Consider the following 19,898-nt stretch of genomic DNA (forward strand, 5'->3'; position numbering starts at 1 on the left):
ACCCAGGGGTCTCGCTCACCCGGTCCCCCTGGGTTGCTTCGCTGCGCTCGCAATGACGGCAGGCGTCACCTTTGACTTCCACGCAGCACCGGCAAATTATTCCTGATCTTTGATCAGGAGTGGACATGGCATTCGATGGGCGCCTGCTGGCCGGCGTCAGCGTTCTCGCCGCCGTCGTCGAGGGCGGCAGCTTCGTGCGGGCGGCCGAGGCGCTCGGCATGTCCGATTCCGGCGTCAGCCGCGCCATCGCCCGGCTGGAGAAGCGAGTCGGCATCCGGCTGATCGACCGCACGACACGCTCGATGACCCTGACCGACGAGGGCCGGCGCTTCCACGAGCGGGTGGCGCCGATGCTCGGCGGCATCGAGGAGGCGGCGATCGAGGCTTCCGGCTCGGCCGGCGCGGTGCGCGGGCGGCTGCGCGTCGACCTCGACCCGTTCTTCGCCCGGCTGCTGCTCGCCGACCGGCTCGGCGCCTTCCTCGAGGAGCATCCCGAGCTTTCGCTCGAACTCGTCACCCGCGCGCATGTCGGCGACCTGATCGCGGACGGGATCGACCTCGCCATGCGCTTCGGCGAGCCCTCGCCGTCATCGGCCGTGGCGCGCAAGCTGCTGGAAACCCGCATCCTGACCGTGGCTTCGCCCGGCTATCTCGCACGCCATGGCCGGCCCACCCACCCGAGCGAACTCGCCCGTCACGCCTGCATCCACTACCGCGACCCGGTGACCGGGCGGCCCTTCGACTGGGAGTTCCACCGCGACGGCGAAGTCTTGAGCGTCGAGGCGCCGGGCCGGCTTCTGCTCAGCGACGTCGGCACCATGCACGCGGCCTGCGTGGCAGGTGCGGGCGTGGCGCAGGTGATGGCGCTCGGCAGCCAGCACCTGCTCGACGAGGGCCGGCTGGTCGAACTCTTCCCGGACTGGCCAGGCGAGGTCTTCCCGCTCTATGCGCTGTATCCCTCCAGGCATCAGCCGGCGGCGAAGGTGCGCGCCTTCATCGAATTCGCCCTGGCGGAGACCCGGCGCGGTTGAAGCGCCCACGCTTGCATGGCGGCAGAGCGGCGCTTGCGCCTGGAGCCGGTGTCGGGATCGGGCAAAACCGACTAGAAGCGAGGCATGGTCCGCTCCGGCGGCGCCCGTCTTCAACGCGAGGAAGCCTGAATGTCCGATCTTTCCGCCTTTCCGATCACCAAGCGCTGGCCGGCCCAGCACCCCGACCGCATCCAGCTCTACTCGCTGCCGACGCCGAACGGCGTGAAGGTCTCGATCGCGCTGGAAGAGCTCGGCCTGCCCTACGAGCCGCATACGATCGACATCGGCAAGAACGAGACCTGGGGGCCGGAATTCCTGTCGCTGAACCCGAACGGCAAGATCCCGGCGATCATCGACCCCAACGGCCCCGGCGGAAAGCCCATCGGCCTGTTCGAGTCGGGCGCGATCCTGCTCTACCTCGCCGAGAAGACCGGCAAGCTGCTGCCGGCCGATGCCGCCAGGCGCTACGAGACCATCGCGTGGGTGTTCTTCCAGATGGCGGCGGTCGGCCCGATGTTCGGCCAGCTCGGCTTCTTCCACCGCTTCGCCGGGCGCGAATACGAGGACAAGCGCCCGCGCGACCGCTACGCCGCAGAGAGCAAGCGCCTGCTCGGCGTGCTGGAGACCCGGCTCGACGGCCGGCAATGGATCATGGGCGACGAGTACACCATCGCCGACATCGCCCTGCTCGGCTGGGTCCGCAACATCAACGGCTTCTACCAGGCCGGCGAGCTCGTCGACTATGCCAGCCTGAAGAACGTCCCGGCCTGGGTCGAGCGTGGCCTGGCGCGGCCGGCCGTGCAGCGCGGGCTGGAGATTCCGAAGCGGCCGTGAGCGCGGCCTAGCAACCACAGCTTCCCAAAGGGGCGCGGGAGCCCTCTCCTGTAAGGAGAGGGTTTGGGTGAGGTGTCGGCCGTTTGACACTGCAGCTGTGAGCTGACCGCGGCCGTTGTTCAGCCTCACTGGTGTTCTGGCCTACACCTCACCCTGCCCTCTCCTTACAGGAGAGGGTTCCCCGCGCGTCCTTCTCTGTCCGACTCCGCAAACCCGCTTCCCCGCCAGCGCGCTTCGTGCAACCTTGCGGCCGGGTTTCGTCGGGGGGAAGGAGCCAATGATGGGCTGGATCGTTTTCGGGCTGCTCGCAGTCGCCGCCGTCTATCTGATCATGACCTATAACGGCCTGGTCTCGATGCGGCAGCGCACCAACCAGGCCTTCGCCGATATCGACGTGCAGCTGAAGCAGCGCCACGACCTGATCCCCAACCTGGTGGAGACGGTGAAGGGCTATGCCACCCACGAGCGCGAGACCTTCGACGCCGTGATCAAGGCCCGCAACGACGCGCAGGCCGCCCATGGCCCGCAGGCGCAGGCCCAGGCCGAGCAGCAATTGTCGGGCGCCGTCGGCCGGCTGCTCGCGCTGGCCGAGGCCTATCCGGACCTGAAGGCCAGCGCCAATTTCCAGCAGCTGCAGGAGCAGCTCAGCAATGTCGAGGACAAGCTCGCGGCTGCCAGGCGCTTCTTCAACAATGCCGTCGGCGAGTTCAACGCGGCGATCCAGGCCTTTCCGGCCGTGTTCTTCGCCCCGCAGATGGGCTTCACCGCGCGCGAGTTCTTCGATGTCGGCGAGCAGGCCCGGGCGCAGCTCGACGTCGCGCCGAGCGTGAAGTTCTGACGCCCGCCTAACGCCAGTTGGGGAGCGGTCGCGATGGTCGGCCAGGCCTTCGGGCTCTATACCCACCAGCGCAACAACCGGATCAGGTCGGGCTTCCTGATCGCCGGCCTGTTCCTGCTGGTCTACATCACCAGCTACGGCCTGATCCTGATGGGCTACGGCTATGGCGGCGTCATGCGCGGGCGCAGCGTCTCGGGCGAGACTTGGCGGCTGTTCTGGTCCTGGTTCCCGTTCATCACCATCGCGGCCGGCGCCTGGGTCTTCATCGGCTTCAAGATCAATGTCGGGCTGATCAGCTCGGTGACCGGCGCGCAGGGCGTGACGCGCGAGGCCAACCCCAAGCTCTACCGGATGCTGGAGAACCTCTGCATCTCGCGCGGCCTGCCGATGCCCAAGCTCGCCATCATCGAGAACGAGGCGCTCAACGCCTTCGCCAGCGGCGTCAACGAGAAGCAGTTCACGGTGACCGTGACCACCGGCCTGCTCGGCGCGCTGAACGATGCCGAGGTCGAGGCCGTCCTCGCCCATGAGCTGACCCATATCCGCAATGGCGACGTCCGGCTGATGGTCATCGCGGTGGTCATCGCCGGCGTGATCTCCTTCGTCGGCGAGATGATCTTCCGCAATTTCGGCCGCGTGCGCATCTCCTCCGACAACGACAAGAAAGGCAGCGGCGTAGCGATCCTGATCGGCATCGTCGTGATCGCCATCGCCTGGCTGCTGGCCGTGCTGATCCGCCTGTCGCTGTCGCGCTCGCGCGAGTACCTCGCCGATGCCGGAGCAGTCGAGCTGACCAAGAACCCGGACGCGATGATCTCGGCGCTGCTCAAGATCGCCGGCCGCGCCGATATCGAGGGCGTGCCCTCCGGCGTGATGGACATGTGCTTCGAGAACGATCCCGACGATTTCGCCGACCTGTTCTCGACCCATCCCTCGATCACCAAGCGGGTGCAGGCGCTGGTGGAGACGGCCGGCGGGCGGATGCCGGCGATGCCGCCGCACCCGCCGAAGATGTCGGAGCGGCAGGCCCTGCCGACGATGGTCGAGGAATCCTCGACGCGCGGGCCATGGGCGCGGCCGGGCGGGTCGGCTTCGCCGTAGAGATCGCTCCAGCCCCATCGCAGCGAGAGAAACCAGACGTGACAGCCTTGCCCGACGCCCGGATCGAACTCATGCGGCCGTTCATTCCAGCTCGTGATTTCGGATTGAGCCAGGATTTCTACAGGGCGCTCGGCTTCGAGGTCGCTGTCGTTGCGCCACGGATCGCCACGGTGACGGCTTCGGACGGCAAGACGGGGTTTCTGCTGCAGGATTTCTATCAAAAGGATCTTGCCGAGAACCTGATGATGCAGATCATCGTGCCGAGCATCGACGTGTGGTGGGCGCATATCCAGTCGCAGTCATTGCCCGAGCACTTCGGCGTCAAGGAGCCCAAGCCTCCGGTTGTCGAGCCCTGGGGCCTGCGCGTGGCCTATGTGTGGGACCCATCCGGCATACTTTGGCATGTCGCGGCGAGGAACTGAGCGCTCCACCCGCATCATTCGATCACAAAGCGGAATTCGTCGCTCGCAGCCGATCGACGACTTCTCCCAGCACATACCAGACGAAATTCGGCGTAGTTTCGACCATGTATCGAAACTGCTTTGAATCGACCAAGGCAATCTCGGATACTTCGATGGCTTTGGCCGTGGCGGAGCGCGGCTTCTTGTCGATGAGCGAAACAATACCGAAAGCTCGCCCCTCGCTAACCTGCTCGATCAGCTTTCCGTGACTGCTGACTTCAACTTCACCGGTCAAAACGATATAGGCATAGGCAGGTTGGTCTCCCTCCCGAAAGACTATATCTCCGGCAGCATAGTTGATCACAGTTCCCAGACCGCGAGCGAGCTGACGAAAATCGATAAACTGAGCGGCAGGCCTAGGCGTTTGAGAAAGGTCGTTCATTGGACACCTCACGCAATCTAGGAACCGTCATCATATCGTAATAATCGGGCTACTCCAATTAAAAACGGGTCTGGGAGAACCCATTGCCGGGTCTCCCGTCGACACGCCACGCCGTCCGGATATCTGCGGCATGCCGGACGCATTTGTATGCGTGACTTTTCGGAAGGATCGAGAAGGGTCGGAAGCCGTCACTCGCGTTTACGAAGGTTCTCAGCCATTGCTGGCTCAGCGCCCGTCCGCCGCCCAGCCGAGCGCCTCTTCCAGCCGATCATCCCCCCAGAACAGCTCGCCGTCGCCGGTGACGAAGGTCGGGGCGCCGAAGATGCCGAGCGATTTGGCGAGTTCGGTCTCGGCCTTGAGCCGGCCCTTGACCTCTTCGCTGCGCGCGGCGGGAAGCGCCTGGCCGGGATCGGCGCCGGCCTGCCGCAACGCCGCGACCAGCACCGCCTCCTCGGCGATGTTGCGGCCCTCGCTGAAGGCCGCGGTGAACAGCGCCCTGGAGAAGGCCGGCGTCCAGCCGGCCTCGCGCCCGGCCAGCGCGACGCGGGCGGCGACGAGCGAGTTCTGCGGAAACGGGTTCGGCCGCATCAGCCTGATGCCGTTGCGCGTGGTCTGGCGCTCGAGATCGCGCCACATGTAGCGGCCCTTGTTCGGGAACAGGTTGAAGGGCGAGGTCGTCCAGCCCTGGCCGGCGAAGATCGGTCCGAGCAGGAAGGGGCGCCAGCGCAGGGTCACCCCGGCCTCGTCAGCCAGTGCTTCCGCCCGCAACGCACTCAGGAAGGAATAAGGGGAGGCGAACTCGTACCAGAAGTCGAGGACGGGACGATTCGGCATTCAGCCTCCAGGTCAGTCGTCGGATTTAAGTCGCAGACCCAGCTTCGCCCTGTCGCAACGTGACCGCAAGCGCTATGCGGCTTCGCTCCCCAGGACCTGTGCCCGCGACACGATCCATCACAGGGAGACGTCAGATCGATCAGAAGGTTCCGATTGCGTCGCCCCAAGGCCTGCGATAGTGCGCCATTGAGCCGAAAACACGGCACGCGAATTGATTATCCCCTCGGCATATCCATGCCGCCGCAGCAGGAAGACCATCGATGGCCGACAAGCACGTGAAGAAGGTCGTGCTCGCCTATTCGGGCGGGCTGGACACCTCGATCATCCTGAAGTGGCTGCAGACGACCTATCAATGCGAGGTCGTGACCTTCACTGCCGATCTCGGCCAGGGCGAGGAACTGGAGCCGGCCCGCCAGAAGGCGCTGCTGCTCGGCATCAAGCCCGAGAACATCCATATCGAGGACTTGCGCGAGGAGTTCGTGCGCGACTACGTCTTCCCGATGTTCCGCGCCAACGCCGCCTATGAGGGCGTCTACCTGCTGGGCACCTCGATCGCCCGGCCGCTGATCGGCAAGAAGCTGATCGAGATCGCCGAGAAGGTCGGCGCCGACGCCGTCTCGCACGGTGCCACCGGCAAGGGCAACGACCAGGTCCGCTTCGAGCTCACGGCCTATGCGCTGAAGCCCGACGTCGTGGTGATCGCGCCCTGGCGCGAATGGGACCTGCGCTCGCGCGAGCAGCTGCTCGCCTTCGCCGAGCAGCACCAGATCCCGATCGCCAAGGACAAGCGCGGCGAAGCGCCGTTCTCGGTCGACGCCAACCTGCTGCACGCCTCCTCGGAAGGAAAAGTGCTGGAGGACCCGGCGCAGGAAGTGCCGGATTACGTCTATTCGCGCACGATCTCGCCCGAGGACGCGCCGGACAAGCCGACCTACATCACCATCGACTTCGCCAAAGGCGACGCGGTCGCGATCGACGGCGCCTCGCTCTCGCCCGCCAACCTGCTGGCCAAGCTCAACCAGCTCGGCCGCGACAACGGCATCGGCCGGCTCGACCTGGTCGAGAACCGCTATGTCGGCATGAAGTCGCGCGGCATGTACGAGACGCCCGGCGGCACGATCCTGCACGTGGCGCATCGCGCCATCGAGTCGATCACGCTCGACCGCGGCGCGGCCCATCTCAAGGACCAGATCATGCCGCAATATGCCGAGCTGATCTATAACGGCTTCTGGTTCTCGCCGGAGCGCGAGATGCTGCAGGCGCTGATCGACAAGAGCCAGGAATTCGTCGCCGGCCAGGTCCGCCTGAAGCTCTACAAGGGCGGCGCCTACGTCGTCGGCCGCTCCAGTCCCTACTCGCTCTACGATCAGGACCTGGTGACCTTCGAGGAAGGCGCCGTCGCCTACGACCACCGCGACGCGGCCGGGTTCATCCGCCTGAACGCGCTGCGCCTGCGCACGCTCGGCCAGCGCAAGAAGAAGCTGGGGCTGTAAAAAAGCGCTGATGAAGCGTGTCATCCCGTGCGCGCTGCGGCATGCAATGCCGCCGCGCAGACACGGGACCGCATGACGAGTGAGGCTCCCTTACCCGGCTGCCTCACTCCCCCACCCGGACAAATCATTCCATTCGGGATTGTCGCGCTCGATCAGCGCGACCTTCCAGGCCCGCCGCCATTTCTTGAGCACCTTCTCGCGCTCGATCGCCTGGGTGGGATCGTCGAACCATTCGACGTAGACCAGCCGCTCGATATTGTACTTGGCGGTGTGCCTCTTGATCTCATGGCTCTTGTGCTCGGCGACGCGCCTGTCGAGGTCATTGGTGAAGCCGATATAGAGCGGTCCGTCCTTGCGCGTGGCGAGGATGTAAATGGCGTAGATGCGTGCGGACATCGGCGCTCCCCTGCACAAGGCGTCGGGAGCTTTATCCTGAGGACGGTCCCCGTGTCTGCGCAGCGGCACTTCGCGCCGCAGCGCGCACGGGATGACACCAAGCTGAACCGAAGCGCGTATCAAGCGTTGAGCTTCCACCCCACAGAGGCTCAACGATGTCCTTCAGAACCGCCCTCGCCGTCTCGCTCGCCCTGCTCGCCGCGCCGGCTTTCGCCCAAACGCCGGTAGCGCCGAGCGAAAAACCGGCTTCCCCTGAGGTAGCCTCCTGCAAGTCGACGGCGCTGACCACGATCGCGGCCAAGGAGCCGGAGATCAAGGACATCTTTATCGACGAGGACGGGCTGACGATCGCGATCTCCGAGACCAAGGTCGAGGATACGCCGATCACGCGCATCATCATGGGCGAGGCCTATCTGCGCACCGACCGCTCGGACAAGCCGCGGCGCTTCCTCTGCCTGCTCGGCGAGAAGGGCAAGGTGCTGCTGACCTTCTTCACGCAGCGCTGACGGCGCTGAGCAGAGCCTCAGCTCTCGTCGACGACGCGGGTCGCCGGCCGGTCCTTGCCGTCGGCGAGCTCCTCGTGCCACGCGCCATCCTTGTCCTGATAGACGATGCCGTCGGTCGTGCCCGACAGGGTCTGCCGCGCCGCGGCGGAGGTCGCCGCCTTCAGCGCGGCCGCATGCGAGGGGAAGGTCTCCGAGATGGCGTCGCCGACCTTGTAGGCCCAGCCACCATCATGCTCGACGACTTCGTACCTGACCGTGACCATCGCGTGTCTCCTGTTGTCAGGACAGAACCGCGGGGGCCGGTTCCTGTTCCTATTCGCCGTTGCCGCTATCGGCCGCGCGCAGGCCTTCGAGCACCGGCATCGAGGTGATGTGATAGCCGGCGTCGATATGATGGATGTCGCCGGTGACGCCGCCGGAGAGGTCCGAGAGATAATACAGCGCCGAACCGCCGATCTCCTCAAGCGTCACCGATTTGCGCAGCGGCGAGTTGGCGCGCTGCCAGGAGTACATGGCGCGGGCGTCGGAGATGCCGGCGCCGGCGAGCGTGCGTACCGGCCCGGGCGAGAGCGCGTTGACGCGGATGCCCTTCGGCCCGTAATCGGCGGCGAGATAGCGCATGCTGGCTTCGAGCGCCGCCTTGGCCACGCCCATCACGTTGTAGTTCGGCATCACGCGGGTCGAGCCGCTATAGGTCAGCGTGATCATGCTGCCGCCCTTGGGCATGCGCGCCGCGGCGCGCTTGGCAACCTCGGTGAAGGAGAAGCAGGAGATCACCATGGTGCGCGAGAAATTCTCGCGCGTGGTGTCGGCATAGAGGCCCTTCAGCTCGTTCTTGTCGGAGAAGCCAATGGCATGGATGAGGAAGTCGAGCGTGTTGCGCTCGGGATCGCCGCCCCAGGCCTCGTCGATCGCCGCGAAGGCGGCATCGACCGTGGCGATGTCCTCGACATCGCAAGGCAGGACGAGCTTGGAGCCGATGCTCTCGGCCAGCGGCTTGACGCGTTTGCCGAGCGCATCGCCTTGATAGGTGAAGGCCATCTCGGCGCCGTGCTCGTGCAAGGTGCGCGCGATGCCCCAGGCGATGGAGTTCTGGTTGGCGACGCCCATCACGAGGCCGCGCTTGTTTTGCATCAGGGGGGGCATGGGCCTGTCTCGGAAACGGATTCAGGAGCTTAGGAGGAGGGACTCGGGTTCGGCAACGCTGCTTGCAATGCTATCCCGGCAATAATTCTGCTGCCGCAACGTCGCTAGAGATGCTTCTTCACCGCCGCGGCGGTCGCCTTGGAGGTCGCCAGCGGCACGATCTCGAAGCGGGCGAGATCGCCCCAGGCCAGCACCCATTCCTGCAGCAAGGTGACGTCGTCGCATTCCATGATCTGGAAGCAGCGGGCGAAATCGGCAGAGATCCAGCTGTCGACATAGCGCAGGCCGTCCGGCGCCATGCGGCCGCGCTCGTGGAAGCGGGCGTAGATCTCCTTCACCCGCGCCTGGTCGAAATGCTCGATCACCATGAAGAGCATGGAGGAGAGGCCTTCCGAGAATTCGCCAGCGTTAAGTCGGCTGGCGTGGTTGCCGAGAACCGGAGCGGAGTGGACTTTTGGTCCGTCAGCACCGGAAGCGCAGGCAGCCGCGTAAGACGGCCGCGCCAGTAGAATTATCGGAAGCCTCTCAGGCTTCCAGGCGCTTCATCACGATCGTGGCGTTGGTGCCGCCGAAGCCGAAGGAGTTCGAAAGCACGCAGCCCAGCCCGGCATTGTCGATGCGCTTGCGCACGATCGGCATGTCGGCGAAGGCCGGGTCGAGCTCCTCGATATGGGCGCTCTCGCAGACGAAGTCGTTGTTGAGCATCAGCAGCGAGTAGATCGCCTCCTGCACGCCGGTCGCGCCGAGCGAGTGGCCGGTCAGCGACTTCGTGGCGGAGATCGGCGGGCTCTTCTCGCCGGCGCCGAAGACCTCGCGGATCGCCTCGATCTCCTTGGCGTCGCCGACCGGGGTCGAGGTGCCGTGCGGGTTGATGTAGTCGACCTTGGCCTTCACGGTCTCCAGCGCCATGCGCATGCAGCGCACCGCGCCCTCGCCCGAAGGGGCGACCATGTCGTAGCCGTCCGAGGTCGCGCCATAGCCGACGATCTCGCCATAGATGCGGGCGCCGCGGGCCTTGGCGTGCTCCAGCTCCTCCAGCACGACGACGCCGGCGCCGCCGGCGATGACGAAGCCGTCGCGCTTGACGTCATAGGCGCGCGAGGCGCGCGCGGGGGTCTCGTTGAAGTCGGAGGACATCGCGCCCATCGCGTCGAACAGGACCGACAGCGTCCAATCCAGCTCCTCGCAGCCGCCGGCGAAGATGACGTCCTGCTTGCCCCACTGGATCAGCTCATAGGCGTTGCCGATGCAATGGTTCGAAGTCGCGCAGGCCGAGGAGATCGAATAGTTCACGCCCTTGATCTTGAACCAGGTCGCGAGCGTGGCCGAGGCGGTCGAGGACATGCCCTTGGGCACGGCGAAGGGGCCGACCTTCTTGGAGGAGCCACTCTCGCGCGCCTTGTCGTAGGCGTCGATCAGGGCGCGGGTCGAGGGGCCGCCGGAGCCCATGACGATGCCGGTGCGCTCATGGCTGATCTCGCCGGCCTCGAGCCCGGCATCCGCGATGGCCTGCTCCATCGCGACCTGGTTCCAGGCCGAGCCGCCGCCATGGAAGCGCATGGCGCGGCGGTCGAGCACGGTGGCCGGATCCAGGCTCGGCACGCCGCCGACGCGGCTGCGGAAGCCATGCTCGGCGAATTCCGGCACGAAGGAGATGCCGGACTTGGCCTCATGCAGCGAGGCCAGAACTTCCTGCGTATTGTTGCCGATGGACGAGACGATGCCCATCCCGGTGACCACTACGCGCCTCATACCGTTCACTCCGCTCCGCCGGGTTGCTTGCGCGCCCGATCCTCATCACTCTGCGCCCCGCAGATGGACCGGGAATGACGCAGACGCAAGGGCACGGCGGCTTTTCACAACAATGAACCACGCCCGCCCGCAACTCAAACCTTGGCAAAGGCCCGCCTGACGACGCTCTCATTCGCCCCGGCCGAGCGGATCATCAGGAAGCGGCCGGAAGCCTCCCGCCTGATCGTCCAGCGGCCCTCGATCTCGGTCGCGTCCGCGCTCAGCGCCCCGTCATAGACGACGCTGTGGGACCAGCCGCCGGTGCCGTCATAGGTCTTCGTGAAGCGGACCGACGCTTCGTCGCGCGTGCCCTCCAGCATGGCGAAGAGCGTCAGCGGCGCGCCGCTGAGCCCGACCTCCGATTCGTGGGTCGACCCGGTCAGCCATGCGCCCGATTCGATCAGCGTCGCCATGAAGTAGATCGGCTCGCGCGCCGCCTGATAGGTGTAGAGGCCATGCCAGACGCCGGTCAGGTTGGACGAACGGGCCATCGCCTCTCCAGATTTGCGACCGGAACAAGCCTATTGCGGCACGAAGAGGCCGACGCGCATGTCCGATACGGTATAAATCCGCTTGCCGTCGGCCTCGAGCCAGCCATCGGCGATGCCGAGCACGAGCTTGGACTTGAAGACGCGCTTGAACTCGACGCCGTAGACCACGTGCTTGACTGATGGCAGCACCTGGTCGGCGAACTTGACCTCGCCGACGCCGAGCGCCCGGCCACGGCCGGGCAGGCCGAGCCAGCCGAGGAAGAAGCCGGTGAGCTGCCAGAGCGCGTCCAGGCCCAGGCAGCCCGGCATCACCGGATCGCCCTTGAAATGGCAATCGAAGAACCAGAGGTCGGGCCGGACGTCGAGCTCGGCGCGGACGAAGCCCTTGCCGTGCGGGCCGCCGGCCTCGGCGATCTCGCTGATCCGATCGAACATCAGCATCGGCGGCAGCGGCAATTGCGCATTGCCCGGCCCGAAAAGCTCCCCGCGACCGCATGCGAGGATCTCCTCGTAGCTGAATGACGACTGCCGCTCCATACCGCCTCGCTCCATATCGGCCGCTCGCGCTGCTCTCACGCGGCAGCCAAGGCGGTCATATCCGGGACCGTGCGTAACACGGCGCTGCGCCGAAACGAAAGAGCGCAGCCGCGCCATTCGGCGAAGCCGGGGAAATCCTGTGGGCGGCGCCCGCCCCTTCTCCCGCGGATGCAGGGCGGAGAATTGCGCGCGAGGTTCAGAAGCCCTTAAGCCGCGATCCCGCAGGCTGGAGACGTTACAAGGTAGGAGCCCGCCGATGCTTGCGAGCGCCGGGCCAAAGCCTTACATCTCACCTATGACGACGCGCCGCCGATGCGGCGTCGAGCCCTCGATGGAAAGGCTGATCCTGAGCATGACCGACCTGATCTCCCCCGAACAGGGCTACGGATCGAGCGGACGCCAGGGTTGCCCGTTCCATGACGTGCGCCAGCGGCTGCGCCGCGTCGGCCTGCGCCCGACGCGCCAGCGCGTCTCGCTCGGCTGGCTGCTCTTCGCCAAGGGCGACCGCCACGTCAGCGCCGAGATGCTCTATGAAGAGGCGATGAAAGCCCGCGTGCCGGTCTCGCTCGCGACCGTCTACAACACGCTGCACCAGTTCACCGAAGCCGGCCTGCTGCGCGAGCTCGCGATCGACGGCGCCAAGACCTATTTCGACACCGATAACAGCGAGCACCACCATTTCATCGTCGATGGCGAGAACACGGTGATCGACATCCCCGCCTCCGCCGTGGATGTCGCCGAGTTGCCGAAGCCGCCCGAGGGCTACGAGATCGCCCGCGTCGACGTCGTCGTGCGCCTGCGCAAGATCGGCGCCTGAGCCACCCCAGCCGTCATTGCGAGCGCAGCGAAGCAATCCAGGGGGTCTCGCGCGCCCAGTCCCCCTGGATTGCTTCGCTACGCTCGCAATGACGATGTGGCGGGCATCTCTATTCCACCTTCTCGTTCGGATAGACCCCCCAAAGCCGCTCTTGCTTGATGTAGCCGTCCATCTTGGCGATGGTGATGCGGCACCAGGCGTTGGCGCAGGAGGCGACGCTGGCGATGACGCCGGGCTGCAGCCGGGCGACCACCGAGGCGCTCTCATTGGCGCTCTGATAGAGCGGAAAATTCTCGTCCTTGACCTTGGACCAGGGCGCGACCAGCGCGGTGCGCCGGCCCGAGAGCAGGCTGTGCAGCACCCAGCCCTCCGAGCCATCGGCGTCGCGCACGCGGCGCCAGGTCTCGAACTCGGCGGTGATCTCGACCGGCAGGCCGGCGCGCTGGAAGACCCAGCGCGTGCGGTGCTCCTTGGAGGGACCCTCGCGCAGGTTCACGCGGTCGGACTTCAGGCTGACATAGCGCGGGATCGGCAGGCCGGTCACCGTGCCCGTCGTCATGTCCTGGGCCGAGGCGGCGGAATAGGAACTGGAGGCCGCCAGGATCGCCGTCGCAAGCAGAACACCACGCATCGCAAGGCCACCCATTCGCTCGATCCTTGTTTCCGTCCGCCGCGCCAAGGCTTGAAGCAGTTGGCGAAGGGTCATGTTGTCATCCGCCGCGTCGCCACTTAGACAACAAGCCAGCGCGCGATCACGCCGCCATCCATTCCTGAAGCGCCTCGGTTAATGAGGGGTTGAGGCGAAATGGCGGCATTGTCGCAGAAGCTGCGGGAGAGGAGCCGCCCATGTCGAAGAAGAAGCCGCTGGTCGTGGTCACGCGCAAGCTGCCGGCCGTGGTCGAAACGCGCATGCGCGAGCTGTTCGACGCCCAGCTCAACATCGACGACACGCCGATGAGCCAGGCCGCGCTGGTCGAGGCGGTGAAGACCGCCGACGTGCTGGTGCCGACGGTGACGGACAAGATCGACGCCGGCATCATCGCCCAGGCCGGCGACCAGCTCCGGCTCATCGCCAATTTCGGCAATGGCGTCGACAATATCGACGTCGCCAGCGCGGTGCAGCGCGGCATCACCGTGACCAACACGCCGGGCGTGCTGACCAACGACACGGCCGACATGACGATCGCGCTGATCCTCGCCGTGGCCCGCCGCATCTCGGAGGGCGCCCGCGTCATCACCGACGACGAGTGGAGCGGCTGGTCGCCGACCTGGATGCTGGGACGCCGCATCACCGGCAAGCGCCTCGGCATCGTCGGCATGGGCCGCATCGGCCAGGCCGTGGCGCGCCGCGCCGCCGCCTTCGGCCTGTCGATCCACTACCATAACCGCCGCCGCGTCGAGGCCCGCACCGAGGAGGCGCTCAACGCCACCTATTGGGATTCGCTCGACCAGATGCTGGCGCGCATGGACATCGTCTCGATCAACTGCCCGCACACGCCGGCGACCTACCACCTGCTCTCGGCGCGCCGGCTCAAGCTGATGAAGCCCGACGCCATCCTGGTGAACACGGCCCGCGGCGAGATCGTCGACGAGACGGCGCTGTCGCGCATGCTGGAGGCCGGCGAGCTCGCCGGCGCCGGGCTCGACGTGTTCGAGCACGAGCCGGCGGTGAACCCGCGCCTGCTCAAGCTCGCCCGCAGCCACAAGGTCGTGGTTCTCCCGCATATGGGCTCGGCCACGCATGAGGGCCGCGCCGACATGGGCGAGAAGGTCATCGTCAACATCAAGACCTTCATGGACGGGCACAAGCCGCCGGACCGCGTCCTGCCCAGCATGTTGTAAACGAAGGAGAACCTCAGCCCTCATCCTGAGGAGCCGCGCAGCGGCGTCTCGAAGGATGAGGGCTGAGAGTACAACGGCGGCATTCGCGCGAGCATTCGGCTCACGCCATCTCAGCCGCCCGAACGTCCACCGGCGGCAGCCGACATTCCGACAGCGTGTCGAGTTCGTCGAGATCGGCCGCGTGCTTGCGGCCCCAGTCGCAGAGCGAGCGGATGACCGGCTCCAGACTCAAGCCCAAAGCCGTCGTGGAATAGTCGACGCGCGGCGGCACCTGCCTGAAGATCTCGCGATGGACGAGCCCGTGCTCCTCCATCTCGCGCAATTGCTGGATCAGCACCTTCTGGCTGATGCGCGGCAGCAGGGTCTTCAGCTCCGAGAGGCGCTTCGGCCCGTCGAAGAGCTGGTAGAGGATGATCGCCTTCCAGCGCCCGGAGATCACCTTGAGCGCGCGCTCGACCGGCTGCATCGGCAGGCGCTTCATCGGATCGGCCATGGTTACCTTCTGGTCAGTATGGAACAAATCGGTGTGTAGAGAGCGATCGGGATCATAGCCCAGAACACGCGGCACGATCACTCCCCTGCCGCGAGGTCCCATGAAAGCCATCCAGATCAGCCGCTTCGGTGGTCCCGAGGTGCTCGAGCCCATCGACATTCCCAAGCCTGCTCCCGGCCCCGGCGAGGTGCTGATCCGGGTCGGAGCGGTCGGCGTCAATTTCTTCGAGACGCTGCAGCGGCAGGATCGCTACGGATCGACGCCGAGCTTGCCGATGATCCCCGGCGTCGAGGTCGCCGGCACGGTCGAGGCGCTTGGCACTGGCGCGAGTGGCGTCGGGATCGGCGCGCGCGTCGCGGCACCCCTGTTCGCGGCCGGCATCTTTTCCGGCGGCTATGCCGAGCATGTCGCGGCCGATGCGGGCTGGACCGTTCCCCTGCCCGCCTCCGTCTCCTTCGCCACGGCGACGGCGCTGATGGTGCAGGGCCTGACCGCGCTCCACCTCACCCGGCAGGCGCCGCCTGCGGGCAAGACAGTGCTGGTCAACGCCGCCGCCGGCGGCGTCGGCAGCCTGCTCGTGCAATTGGCTCGGCGCGCCGGGGCCAGGCGCGTGATCGCGGCGGCAAGTTCGCCGGAGAAACTCGCCGCGGCGCGGGAACTGGGCGCCGATGCTGGCATCGACTATTCGCGCCCCGATTGGACGGCGGAGGTCCAGGCAGCGGCGGGCGGCGCGGGCGTCGAGGTCATCTACGAATCAATCGGCGGAGCCATCACCACGACGAGCTTCGGGTTGCTCGCGCCACTCGGCCGCATCGTTCTCTTCGGCGCTTTGAACCTTGAGGATTTCGGGTTCGGCGTACCGGAGCTGGCATCCCTGGTCGCCGGCAACCAGTCGCTCGCAGGCTTCTCGCTGCTGCCGCTGCTGAGCCAGGCAAACGTCAAAGCCGATCTCGCCGCGCTATTCTCTCTGGCCGAGCGCGGTGAACTCACCGTCCTGCCCGGCAGCAGCTTCCCGCTGGAGCAGGCCGCCGCCGCGCATCACGCGCTGGAAAGCCGGCGCTCGACCGGCAAGCTCGTGCTGGTGCCTTAACGCTCAACCGCCGGCGCGGGCGGTGTCGAACTGGCCGGTCTTGCGGAAGCGCCAGAGATAGGACGGCACGACCGCCTCGATCGACACAGGCGAAATGCCGATGCCCTCGAAGCCGCGGCCCTCCGCCTTGGCCGCGGCGGAGACGACGTTGTCGCTCTCGAGCATCGCGACCTGGTCGCGGGTCAGGCGCAGCTCCGCCGGCAGCAGGCCGAGCGTCAGCGCGTTGACGATCTCCAGCACGCGGGCCTGGAGCCGCGCCAGCGGGAAAGGCAGCTTGGCGAGGACGCGGCTGCGGTCGGTGATCTCGCAGACATAGCTGACGAGCTCATGCAGCGTCTTCACCTCGGGGCCGCCGAGTTCATAGATGCGGCCGCCCTGAATGCTGCCTTCCACCGCGCGCGCCACCACTTCGGCGACATCGCCGACGAAGGCGGGCTGGAACCTGGTCTCGGCCCCGACCAGCGGCAGCACCGGCAGCATGCGGGCGAGCGAAGCGAAGCGGTTGAAGAAGGTGTCCTCGGGGCCGAACATGATCGAGGGGCGCAGGACGACCGCGCAGGGCACGAGGTCGAGCGCCGCCGTCTCGCCCTCGGCCTTGCTGCGGCCATAGGCCGAGGCCGATTCGCGGTCGGCGCCGATCGCCGAGATCTGCACGAGCTTTGTGACGCCATGGGCGGCGCAAGCCTGGGCGACGGCGCGGGCGCCGTTGGCCTGCACGCTGGCGAAGCTCTGGCGGCCGCTCTCCTGCAGGATGCCGGCGAGGTTGACCACCGCGTCGGCGCCCTTGACCGCGGCCATGACCGAATCGGGATAGCGCAGGTTGGCCTGGACGCCATGGATCTGGCCGACGACGCCGAGCGGCTGGAGGAAGCCGGCGAGATCGGGCCGGCGCACCGCGACGCGAACGCGATAGCCGCGCTTGACCAGGGCGCGCACGACATGGCGGCCAAGGAAGCCGGAACCGCCGAAGACCGTGATCAGCTGCGAGGACGGGGATTGGGTGGCCATGATGCTCAAAGCTCCGCCTTGGGTCGTGCCGCTGTCCTAGAATGCGATCGTTCTAAATGGAAGCGGAACCGCTCTGATTTGGCCGCGGAATCGCATTCCCGCTTGTCGCAGGCCGCAGCGCGGCCATGCTGGAATGGCGGCCATCCACAAATCGATGACGTTCCTCTGACAACGCCGTTGACAGCCCCCTCCGGCCCCCGTACATGGACCGCCGTTGCCCAGGTGGCGGAATTGGTAGACGCACCAGCTTCAGGTGCTGGCGCCTGCAAGGGCGTGGAGGTTCGAGTCCTCTCCTGGGCACCACCGTTTTTTAGCGCATTGAAAGCGCTGCATTTTCAGGCGGAATCCCGCACCTGACCCATCAGGTGCGGGATTTTTCGTTTCGAACCGGTTTGGAAGCGGCCCGTCCGGGTGGCACTGCCGCATTCCCTCGCAGGCAAGCGATGGCGCCGAACCGAGCGCCTCGTTCCGCTCATTCGCTGTGCTCTGGCGCGAGCCGGACACCTCTGGTGCCAGCGACCAGCTGACTCGCCTGCGAAAGCCAGACCCGGAGAACAATGGCCGAGGCAACGTCCCAGCGCTTGTCGGCAATCGTGGATTTCTTCGCTGGATCATGTATTTGACGATGCCGAGCCTGGCGGCCCACCAGCGGCGCAAGATGACCTATGGGCAGCCTCTACGCGCCTCAAGCCCGCTCATTGACTTTGACGGCCGAGCATGGGCAGTGGCAACCTTTCGATCGCCCTCTTTAGGGACAAGACAAAGCGGAGCTTATTCGCAGCATGACAACCAAACGAGCGCTCATCACCGGCGTCACCGGCCAAGACGGCGCCTATCTCTCCCAACTTCTGCTCGCGAAGGGCTACGAGGTGCATGGACTGCTGCGCCGCAGCGCCTCGGCCGACGTGGTCAACAGCCGCCTGACCTGGCTCGGCATCGCCGACAAGGTGATCCTGCACGATGGCAACCTGACCGACCTTTCCGGCCTGATCCGGACGCTCACCGAGGTGCGCCCCGCCGAAATCTACAATCTGGCGGCGCAGTCCTTCGTCAAGTCGTCCTGGCAGCAGCCGCTGCTGACCGGGACCGTCACGGGCCTGGGCGCCGGCAACGTGCTGGAGGCGACCCGCATCGCCGCTCCCGAGGCGCGGTTCTACCAGGCGTCGTCCTCGGAGATGTACGGGCTCATCCAGGAGCCGGTCCAGTCGGAGAAGACCCCGTTCTACCCGCGCTCGCCCTATGCCGTGGCCAAGCTCTACGCGCACTGGATGACGGTGAACTACCGCGAGAGCTTCGGCCTGCACGCCTCTAGTGGCATCCTGTTCAATCACGAATCGCCGCTGCGCGGCATCGAGTTCGTGACGCGCAAGATCACCGATGGCGTCGCCCGCATCAAGCTCGGCCTGCAAAAGGAGATCGCGCTGGGCAACATGGACGCCAAGCGCGACTGGGGCCATGCCCGCGACTACGTCAAGGCGATGTGGCTGATGCTGCAGCAGGACAAGCCCGACGATTACGTCGTCGCCACCGGGCGCACCGTCTCGGTGCGCGATTTCTGCACGTTGGCCTTCGGCCATGTCGGGCTGAAGATGGAAGACCATGTCGTGATCGACCCGCGCTACATGCGCCCGGCCGAGGTCGAGGTCCTGCTCGGCAATCCGGCCAAGGCGCAAAAGGCGCTGGGCTGGGTGGCCGAGACCACGCTCGAGCAGCTCGTCGCCGAAATGGTCGAGGCCGACCTCGCGCGGCTGAAGCAACACACGCATCTCTGACATCGCGCCATAGATGACGATGCGGATCCTGATAACCGGTGCGAGTGGGTTCGTCGGCTCGCATCTGCCGCAAGCGCTGGCACGCGCCTGCGGCCCGGATATCCAGATCATCGCCACGTCGAAGACGGCGGGACACCACCCCGCCTATGGCGCCGTCGATGCGCTCGACGTGCTGGACAAAGCCTCGGTCGCACAGGCGATCGCACGCCATGACCCGACGCATGTGGTCCATCTCGCCGGCATCGCCGCGCCATCGGCCGCGAATGCAAACCCTCGCCTCGCCTGGGACGCGCATCTCGGAAGCGCGCTCAACCTCGCCGAGGCCATCCGGGCGCATGCGCCCGGATGCTGGCTGCTGCATGTCGGCACCGGGATGGTCTACGGCGACAGCGCCAAATCGGGGCAGGCGCTCGACGAAGAGACCTTGCTGGCGCCGGTCGACGATTATGCGGCGAGCAAGGCGGCCGCCGACCTGGCGCTCGGCGCCATGGCGCATCGCGGCCTCAACTGCGCGCGGTTTCGCCCGTTCAACCATTGCGGGCCGGGACAGGCCGACGCGTTCGCCATTCCAGCCTTCGCCATGCAGATCGCGCGAATAGAGGCTGGGCTTGCCCCGCCGCTCCTTCACGTCGGGAACCTCGATGCCGAGCGCGATTTCCTCGACGTGCGGGACGTCACCGACGCCTATGCCCTGGCGATCCGGCAGACGGCTACGCTCGCGCCCGGCACGATCTTCAACATCGCGTCGGGCGTGCCCAGGCGCATCGGCGACGTGCTCGAAAGCCTCCTGGCGCTCAGCACCGTCAAGATTGGCGTCGTCCGGGATCCCGCGCGGATGCGCCCCAGCGATCTCCCGCGCATCGTCGGCAATGCCGACCGGGCGCGCGAAACGCTGGGATGGTCGCCGTTCCGCCGCTTCGAAAGCACGATTTCGGAGGTGCTGGACGAGTGGCGCGCGCAGGTCGCCCGTTCCTGACCGCGGCAGAGTCGGTTATGGTCCCCGCTGTGCGGCGGCAGCAGCATGTCATCACCGCG

General features: G+C 66.4%; 24 protein-coding genes and 1 tRNA gene. 13 read left to right on the top strand and 12 right to left on the bottom strand.

Features of this window, described 5'->3' with window-relative positions:
- The first annotated feature begins 125 nt into the window (after positions 1 to 125).
- From DWF00_RS17695 to DWF00_RS17715, 5 genes are all read left to right on the top strand, one after another.
- Entirely contained in the window at positions 126 to 1,031 is a 906-nt protein-coding gene (locus tag DWF00_RS17695) for a LysR family transcriptional regulator (RefSeq protein ID WP_114829036.1), read from the top strand.
- A gap of 129 nt (positions 1,032 to 1,160) precedes the next feature.
- Complete coding sequence (locus DWF00_RS17700; RefSeq protein WP_114829037.1) at positions 1,161 to 1,865, top strand: glutathione S-transferase N-terminal domain-containing protein; 705 nt, start codon at positions 1,161 to 1,163, stop codon at positions 1,863 to 1,865.
- Between the two features lie 277 nt (positions 1,866 to 2,142).
- Complete coding sequence (locus tag DWF00_RS17705; RefSeq protein ID WP_181832612.1) at positions 2,143 to 2,703, top strand: LemA family protein; 561 nt, start codon at positions 2,143 to 2,145, stop codon at positions 2,701 to 2,703.
- Positions 2,704 to 2,736: 33 nt separating this feature from the next.
- Positions 2,737 to 3,804 (top strand): M48 family metallopeptidase, encoded by a 1,068-nt coding sequence (locus DWF00_RS17710; RefSeq protein WP_114829038.1) that lies wholly within the window; start codon positions 2,737 to 2,739, stop codon positions 3,802 to 3,804.
- A gap of 38 nt (positions 3,805 to 3,842) precedes the next feature.
- Positions 3,843 to 4,226 carry a VOC family protein gene (locus tag DWF00_RS17715; protein WP_147283682.1) on the top strand — a complete coding sequence of 128 codons (384 nt, stop codon included), beginning with the start codon at positions 3,843 to 3,845 and terminating at the stop codon, positions 4,224 to 4,226.
- A gap of 22 nt (positions 4,227 to 4,248) precedes the next feature.
- On the opposite strand, the gene DWF00_RS17720 is transcribed toward DWF00_RS17715, so the two are convergent.
- Positions 4,249 to 4,647 carry a Crp/Fnr family transcriptional regulator gene (locus DWF00_RS17720; protein WP_114829040.1) on the bottom strand — a complete coding sequence of 133 codons (399 nt, stop codon included), beginning with the start codon at positions 4,645 to 4,647 and terminating at the stop codon, positions 4,249 to 4,251.
- Between the two features lie 225 nt (positions 4,648 to 4,872).
- A complete protein-coding gene (locus DWF00_RS17725; protein ID WP_114829041.1) occupies positions 4,873 to 5,481 on the bottom strand; it encodes a 2-hydroxychromene-2-carboxylate isomerase in 609 nt (202 codons plus the stop codon).
- A 260-nt stretch (positions 5,482 to 5,741) separates the two neighbouring features.
- Here DWF00_RS17725 and DWF00_RS17730 point away from each other — a divergent pair, with 260 nt between their 5' ends.
- Positions 5,742 to 6,974, top strand: coding sequence for an argininosuccinate synthase (locus DWF00_RS17730; RefSeq protein WP_114829042.1), 1,233 nt, complete (start codon positions 5,742 to 5,744; stop codon positions 6,972 to 6,974).
- A gap of 90 nt (positions 6,975 to 7,064) precedes the next feature.
- Here DWF00_RS17730 and DWF00_RS17735 read toward each other — a convergent pair whose 3' ends face one another.
- Positions 7,065 to 7,370, bottom strand: a complete 306-nt coding sequence (locus tag DWF00_RS17735) for a GIY-YIG nuclease family protein (RefSeq protein WP_114829043.1) — start codon at positions 7,368 to 7,370, stop codon at positions 7,065 to 7,067.
- A gap of 155 nt (positions 7,371 to 7,525) precedes the next feature.
- Between DWF00_RS17735 and DWF00_RS17740 the strand changes: the two genes are divergently transcribed.
- On the top strand, positions 7,526 to 7,876 hold the full coding sequence (locus tag DWF00_RS17740) for a hypothetical protein (RefSeq protein WP_245974036.1): 351 nt from the start codon (positions 7,526 to 7,528) through the stop codon (positions 7,874 to 7,876).
- A 17-nt stretch (positions 7,877 to 7,893) separates the two neighbouring features.
- Here the strand turns inward: DWF00_RS17740 and DWF00_RS17745 are convergent, their stop codons facing one another.
- The 6 genes from DWF00_RS17745 to fabA form a co-directional block, all read right to left on the bottom strand.
- A complete protein-coding gene (locus DWF00_RS17745) occupies positions 7,894 to 8,139 on the bottom strand; it encodes a DUF2188 domain-containing protein (RefSeq protein ID WP_114829044.1) in 246 nt (81 codons plus the stop codon).
- Between the two features lie 49 nt (positions 8,140 to 8,188).
- Positions 8,189 to 9,022 (bottom strand): enoyl-ACP reductase FabI, encoded by an 834-nt coding sequence (gene fabI / locus DWF00_RS17750; RefSeq protein ID WP_114829045.1) that lies wholly within the window; start codon positions 9,020 to 9,022, stop codon positions 8,189 to 8,191.
- A 104-nt stretch (positions 9,023 to 9,126) separates the two neighbouring features.
- Entirely contained in the window at positions 9,127 to 9,399 is a 273-nt protein-coding gene (locus DWF00_RS17755) for a DUF3303 domain-containing protein (RefSeq protein WP_114829046.1), read from the bottom strand.
- A gap of 148 nt (positions 9,400 to 9,547) precedes the next feature.
- Positions 9,548 to 10,774 carry a beta-ketoacyl-ACP synthase I gene (fabB, locus tag DWF00_RS17760; RefSeq protein WP_114829047.1) on the bottom strand — a complete coding sequence of 409 codons (1,227 nt, stop codon included), beginning with the start codon at positions 10,772 to 10,774 and terminating at the stop codon, positions 9,548 to 9,550.
- Between the two features lie 134 nt (positions 10,775 to 10,908).
- Positions 10,909 to 11,304 (bottom strand): hypothetical protein, encoded by a 396-nt coding sequence (locus tag DWF00_RS17765; RefSeq protein WP_114829048.1) that lies wholly within the window; start codon positions 11,302 to 11,304, stop codon positions 10,909 to 10,911.
- Positions 11,305 to 11,334: 30 nt separating this feature from the next.
- Positions 11,335 to 11,841, bottom strand: coding sequence for a 3-hydroxyacyl-[acyl-carrier-protein] dehydratase FabA (gene fabA / locus DWF00_RS17770; protein ID WP_114829049.1), 507 nt, complete (start codon positions 11,839 to 11,841; stop codon positions 11,335 to 11,337).
- Between the two features lie 331 nt (positions 11,842 to 12,172).
- Here fabA and irrA point away from each other — a divergent pair, with 331 nt between their 5' ends.
- A complete protein-coding gene (gene irrA / locus DWF00_RS17775) occupies positions 12,173 to 12,658 on the top strand; it encodes an iron response transcriptional regulator IrrA (RefSeq protein WP_114829308.1) in 486 nt (161 codons plus the stop codon).
- A 109-nt stretch (positions 12,659 to 12,767) separates the two neighbouring features.
- Here the strand turns inward: irrA and DWF00_RS17780 are convergent, their stop codons facing one another.
- The gene (locus DWF00_RS17780; RefSeq protein ID WP_114829309.1) at positions 12,768 to 13,289 is read right to left on the bottom strand and encodes an SH3 domain-containing protein; all 522 of its coding nucleotides are present in this window, start codon (positions 13,287 to 13,289) and stop codon (positions 12,768 to 12,770) included.
- Positions 13,290 to 13,504: 215 nt separating this feature from the next.
- Between DWF00_RS17780 and DWF00_RS17785 the strand changes: the two genes are divergently transcribed.
- The gene (locus tag DWF00_RS17785; RefSeq protein WP_114829050.1) at positions 13,505 to 14,500 is read left to right on the top strand and encodes a 2-hydroxyacid dehydrogenase; all 996 of its coding nucleotides are present in this window, start codon (positions 13,505 to 13,507) and stop codon (positions 14,498 to 14,500) included.
- 100 nt (positions 14,501 to 14,600) lie between these two features.
- Here the strand turns inward: DWF00_RS17785 and DWF00_RS17790 are convergent, their stop codons facing one another.
- On the bottom strand, positions 14,601 to 14,993 hold the full coding sequence (locus tag DWF00_RS17790) for a winged helix-turn-helix transcriptional regulator (protein ID WP_114829051.1): 393 nt from the start codon (positions 14,991 to 14,993) through the stop codon (positions 14,601 to 14,603).
- 100 nt (positions 14,994 to 15,093) lie between these two features.
- Between DWF00_RS17790 and DWF00_RS17795 the strand changes: the two genes are divergently transcribed.
- Positions 15,094 to 16,083 (top strand): quinone oxidoreductase family protein, encoded by a 990-nt coding sequence (locus tag DWF00_RS17795; RefSeq protein WP_114829052.1) that lies wholly within the window; start codon positions 15,094 to 15,096, stop codon positions 16,081 to 16,083.
- Between the two features lie 3 nt (positions 16,084 to 16,086).
- On the opposite strand, the gene DWF00_RS17800 is transcribed toward DWF00_RS17795, so the two are convergent.
- On the bottom strand, positions 16,087 to 17,091 hold the full coding sequence (locus tag DWF00_RS17800; RefSeq protein ID WP_114829053.1) for a complex I NDUFA9 subunit family protein: 1,005 nt from the start codon (positions 17,089 to 17,091) through the stop codon (positions 16,087 to 16,089).
- A gap of 216 nt (positions 17,092 to 17,307) precedes the next feature.
- Here DWF00_RS17800 and DWF00_RS17805 point away from each other — a divergent pair.
- The 3 genes from DWF00_RS17805 to DWF00_RS17815 all read left to right on the top strand — a co-directional run bounded on the left by DWF00_RS17805 (position 17,308) and on the right by DWF00_RS17815 (position 19,839).
- Positions 17,308 to 17,394 (top strand) — tRNA-Leu (locus tag DWF00_RS17805).
- Positions 17,395 to 17,873: 479 nt separating this feature from the next.
- Positions 17,874 to 18,863 carry a GDP-mannose 4,6-dehydratase gene (gene gmd, locus DWF00_RS17810; RefSeq protein WP_114829054.1) on the top strand — a complete coding sequence of 330 codons (990 nt, stop codon included), beginning with the start codon at positions 17,874 to 17,876 and terminating at the stop codon, positions 18,861 to 18,863.
- Between the two features lie 13 nt (positions 18,864 to 18,876).
- Complete coding sequence (locus tag DWF00_RS17815; RefSeq protein WP_114829055.1) at positions 18,877 to 19,839, top strand: NAD-dependent epimerase/dehydratase family protein; 963 nt, start codon at positions 18,877 to 18,879, stop codon at positions 19,837 to 19,839.
- The last annotated feature ends 59 nt before the right edge of the window (positions 19,840 to 19,898 follow it).

It is taken from the genome of Allobosea caraganae (assembly GCF_003351345.1).
In the GTDB taxonomy this organism is placed as follows: domain Bacteria; phylum Pseudomonadota; class Alphaproteobacteria; order Rhizobiales; family Beijerinckiaceae; genus Allobosea; species Allobosea caraganae.

Excerpts from the sequence above, each read along its gene's own strand:
- DWF00_RS17695 (WP_114829036.1), top strand. The coding sequence starts at position 126 with ATGGCATTCGATGGGCGCCTGCTGGCCGGCGTCAGCGTTCTCGCCGCC.
- DWF00_RS17700 (WP_114829037.1), top strand. The coding sequence starts at position 1,161 with ATGTCCGATCTTTCCGCCTTTCCGATCACCAAGCGCTGGCCGGCCCAG.
- DWF00_RS17705 (WP_181832612.1), top strand. The coding sequence starts at position 2,143 with ATGATGGGCTGGATCGTTTTCGGGCTGCTCGCAGTCGCCGCCGTCTAT.
- DWF00_RS17710 (WP_114829038.1), top strand. The coding sequence starts at position 2,737 with ATGGTCGGCCAGGCCTTCGGGCTCTATACCCACCAGCGCAACAACCGG.
- DWF00_RS17720 (WP_114829040.1), bottom strand. The coding sequence starts at position 4,647 with ATGAACGACCTTTCTCAAACGCCTAGGCCTGCCGCTCAGTTTATCGAT.
- DWF00_RS17725 (WP_114829041.1), bottom strand. The coding sequence starts at position 5,481 with ATGCCGAATCGTCCCGTCCTCGACTTCTGGTACGAGTTCGCCTCCCCT.
- DWF00_RS17730 (WP_114829042.1), top strand. The coding sequence starts at position 5,742 with ATGGCCGACAAGCACGTGAAGAAGGTCGTGCTCGCCTATTCGGGCGGG.
- DWF00_RS17735 (WP_114829043.1), bottom strand. The coding sequence starts at position 7,370 with ATGTCCGCACGCATCTACGCCATTTACATCCTCGCCACGCGCAAGGAC.
- DWF00_RS17740 (WP_245974036.1), top strand. The coding sequence starts at position 7,526 with ATGTCCTTCAGAACCGCCCTCGCCGTCTCGCTCGCCCTGCTCGCCGCG.
- DWF00_RS17745 (WP_114829044.1), bottom strand. The coding sequence starts at position 8,139 with ATGGTCACGGTCAGGTACGAAGTCGTCGAGCATGATGGTGGCTGGGCC.
- fabI (WP_114829045.1), bottom strand. The coding sequence starts at position 9,022 with ATGCCCCCCCTGATGCAAAACAAGCGCGGCCTCGTGATGGGCGTCGCC.
- DWF00_RS17755 (WP_114829046.1), bottom strand. The coding sequence starts at position 9,399 with ATGCTCTTCATGGTGATCGAGCATTTCGACCAGGCGCGGGTGAAGGAG.
- fabB (WP_114829047.1), bottom strand. The coding sequence starts at position 10,774 with ATGAGGCGCGTAGTGGTCACCGGGATGGGCATCGTCTCGTCCATCGGC.
- DWF00_RS17765 (WP_114829048.1), bottom strand. The coding sequence starts at position 11,304 with ATGGCCCGTTCGTCCAACCTGACCGGCGTCTGGCATGGCCTCTACACC.
- fabA (WP_114829049.1), bottom strand. The coding sequence starts at position 11,841 with ATGGAGCGGCAGTCGTCATTCAGCTACGAGGAGATCCTCGCATGCGGT.
- irrA (WP_114829308.1), top strand. The coding sequence starts at position 12,173 with ATGGAAAGGCTGATCCTGAGCATGACCGACCTGATCTCCCCCGAACAG.
- DWF00_RS17780 (WP_114829309.1), bottom strand. The coding sequence starts at position 13,289 with ATGCGTGGTGTTCTGCTTGCGACGGCGATCCTGGCGGCCTCCAGTTCC.
- DWF00_RS17785 (WP_114829050.1), top strand. The coding sequence starts at position 13,505 with ATGTCGAAGAAGAAGCCGCTGGTCGTGGTCACGCGCAAGCTGCCGGCC.
- DWF00_RS17790 (WP_114829051.1), bottom strand. The coding sequence starts at position 14,993 with ATGGCCGATCCGATGAAGCGCCTGCCGATGCAGCCGGTCGAGCGCGCG.
- DWF00_RS17795 (WP_114829052.1), top strand. The coding sequence starts at position 15,094 with ATGAAAGCCATCCAGATCAGCCGCTTCGGTGGTCCCGAGGTGCTCGAG.
- DWF00_RS17800 (WP_114829053.1), bottom strand. The coding sequence starts at position 17,091 with ATGGCCACCCAATCCCCGTCCTCGCAGCTGATCACGGTCTTCGGCGGT.
- gmd (WP_114829054.1), top strand. The coding sequence starts at position 17,874 with ATGACAACCAAACGAGCGCTCATCACCGGCGTCACCGGCCAAGACGGC.
- DWF00_RS17815 (WP_114829055.1), top strand. The coding sequence starts at position 18,877 with ATGACGATGCGGATCCTGATAACCGGTGCGAGTGGGTTCGTCGGCTCG.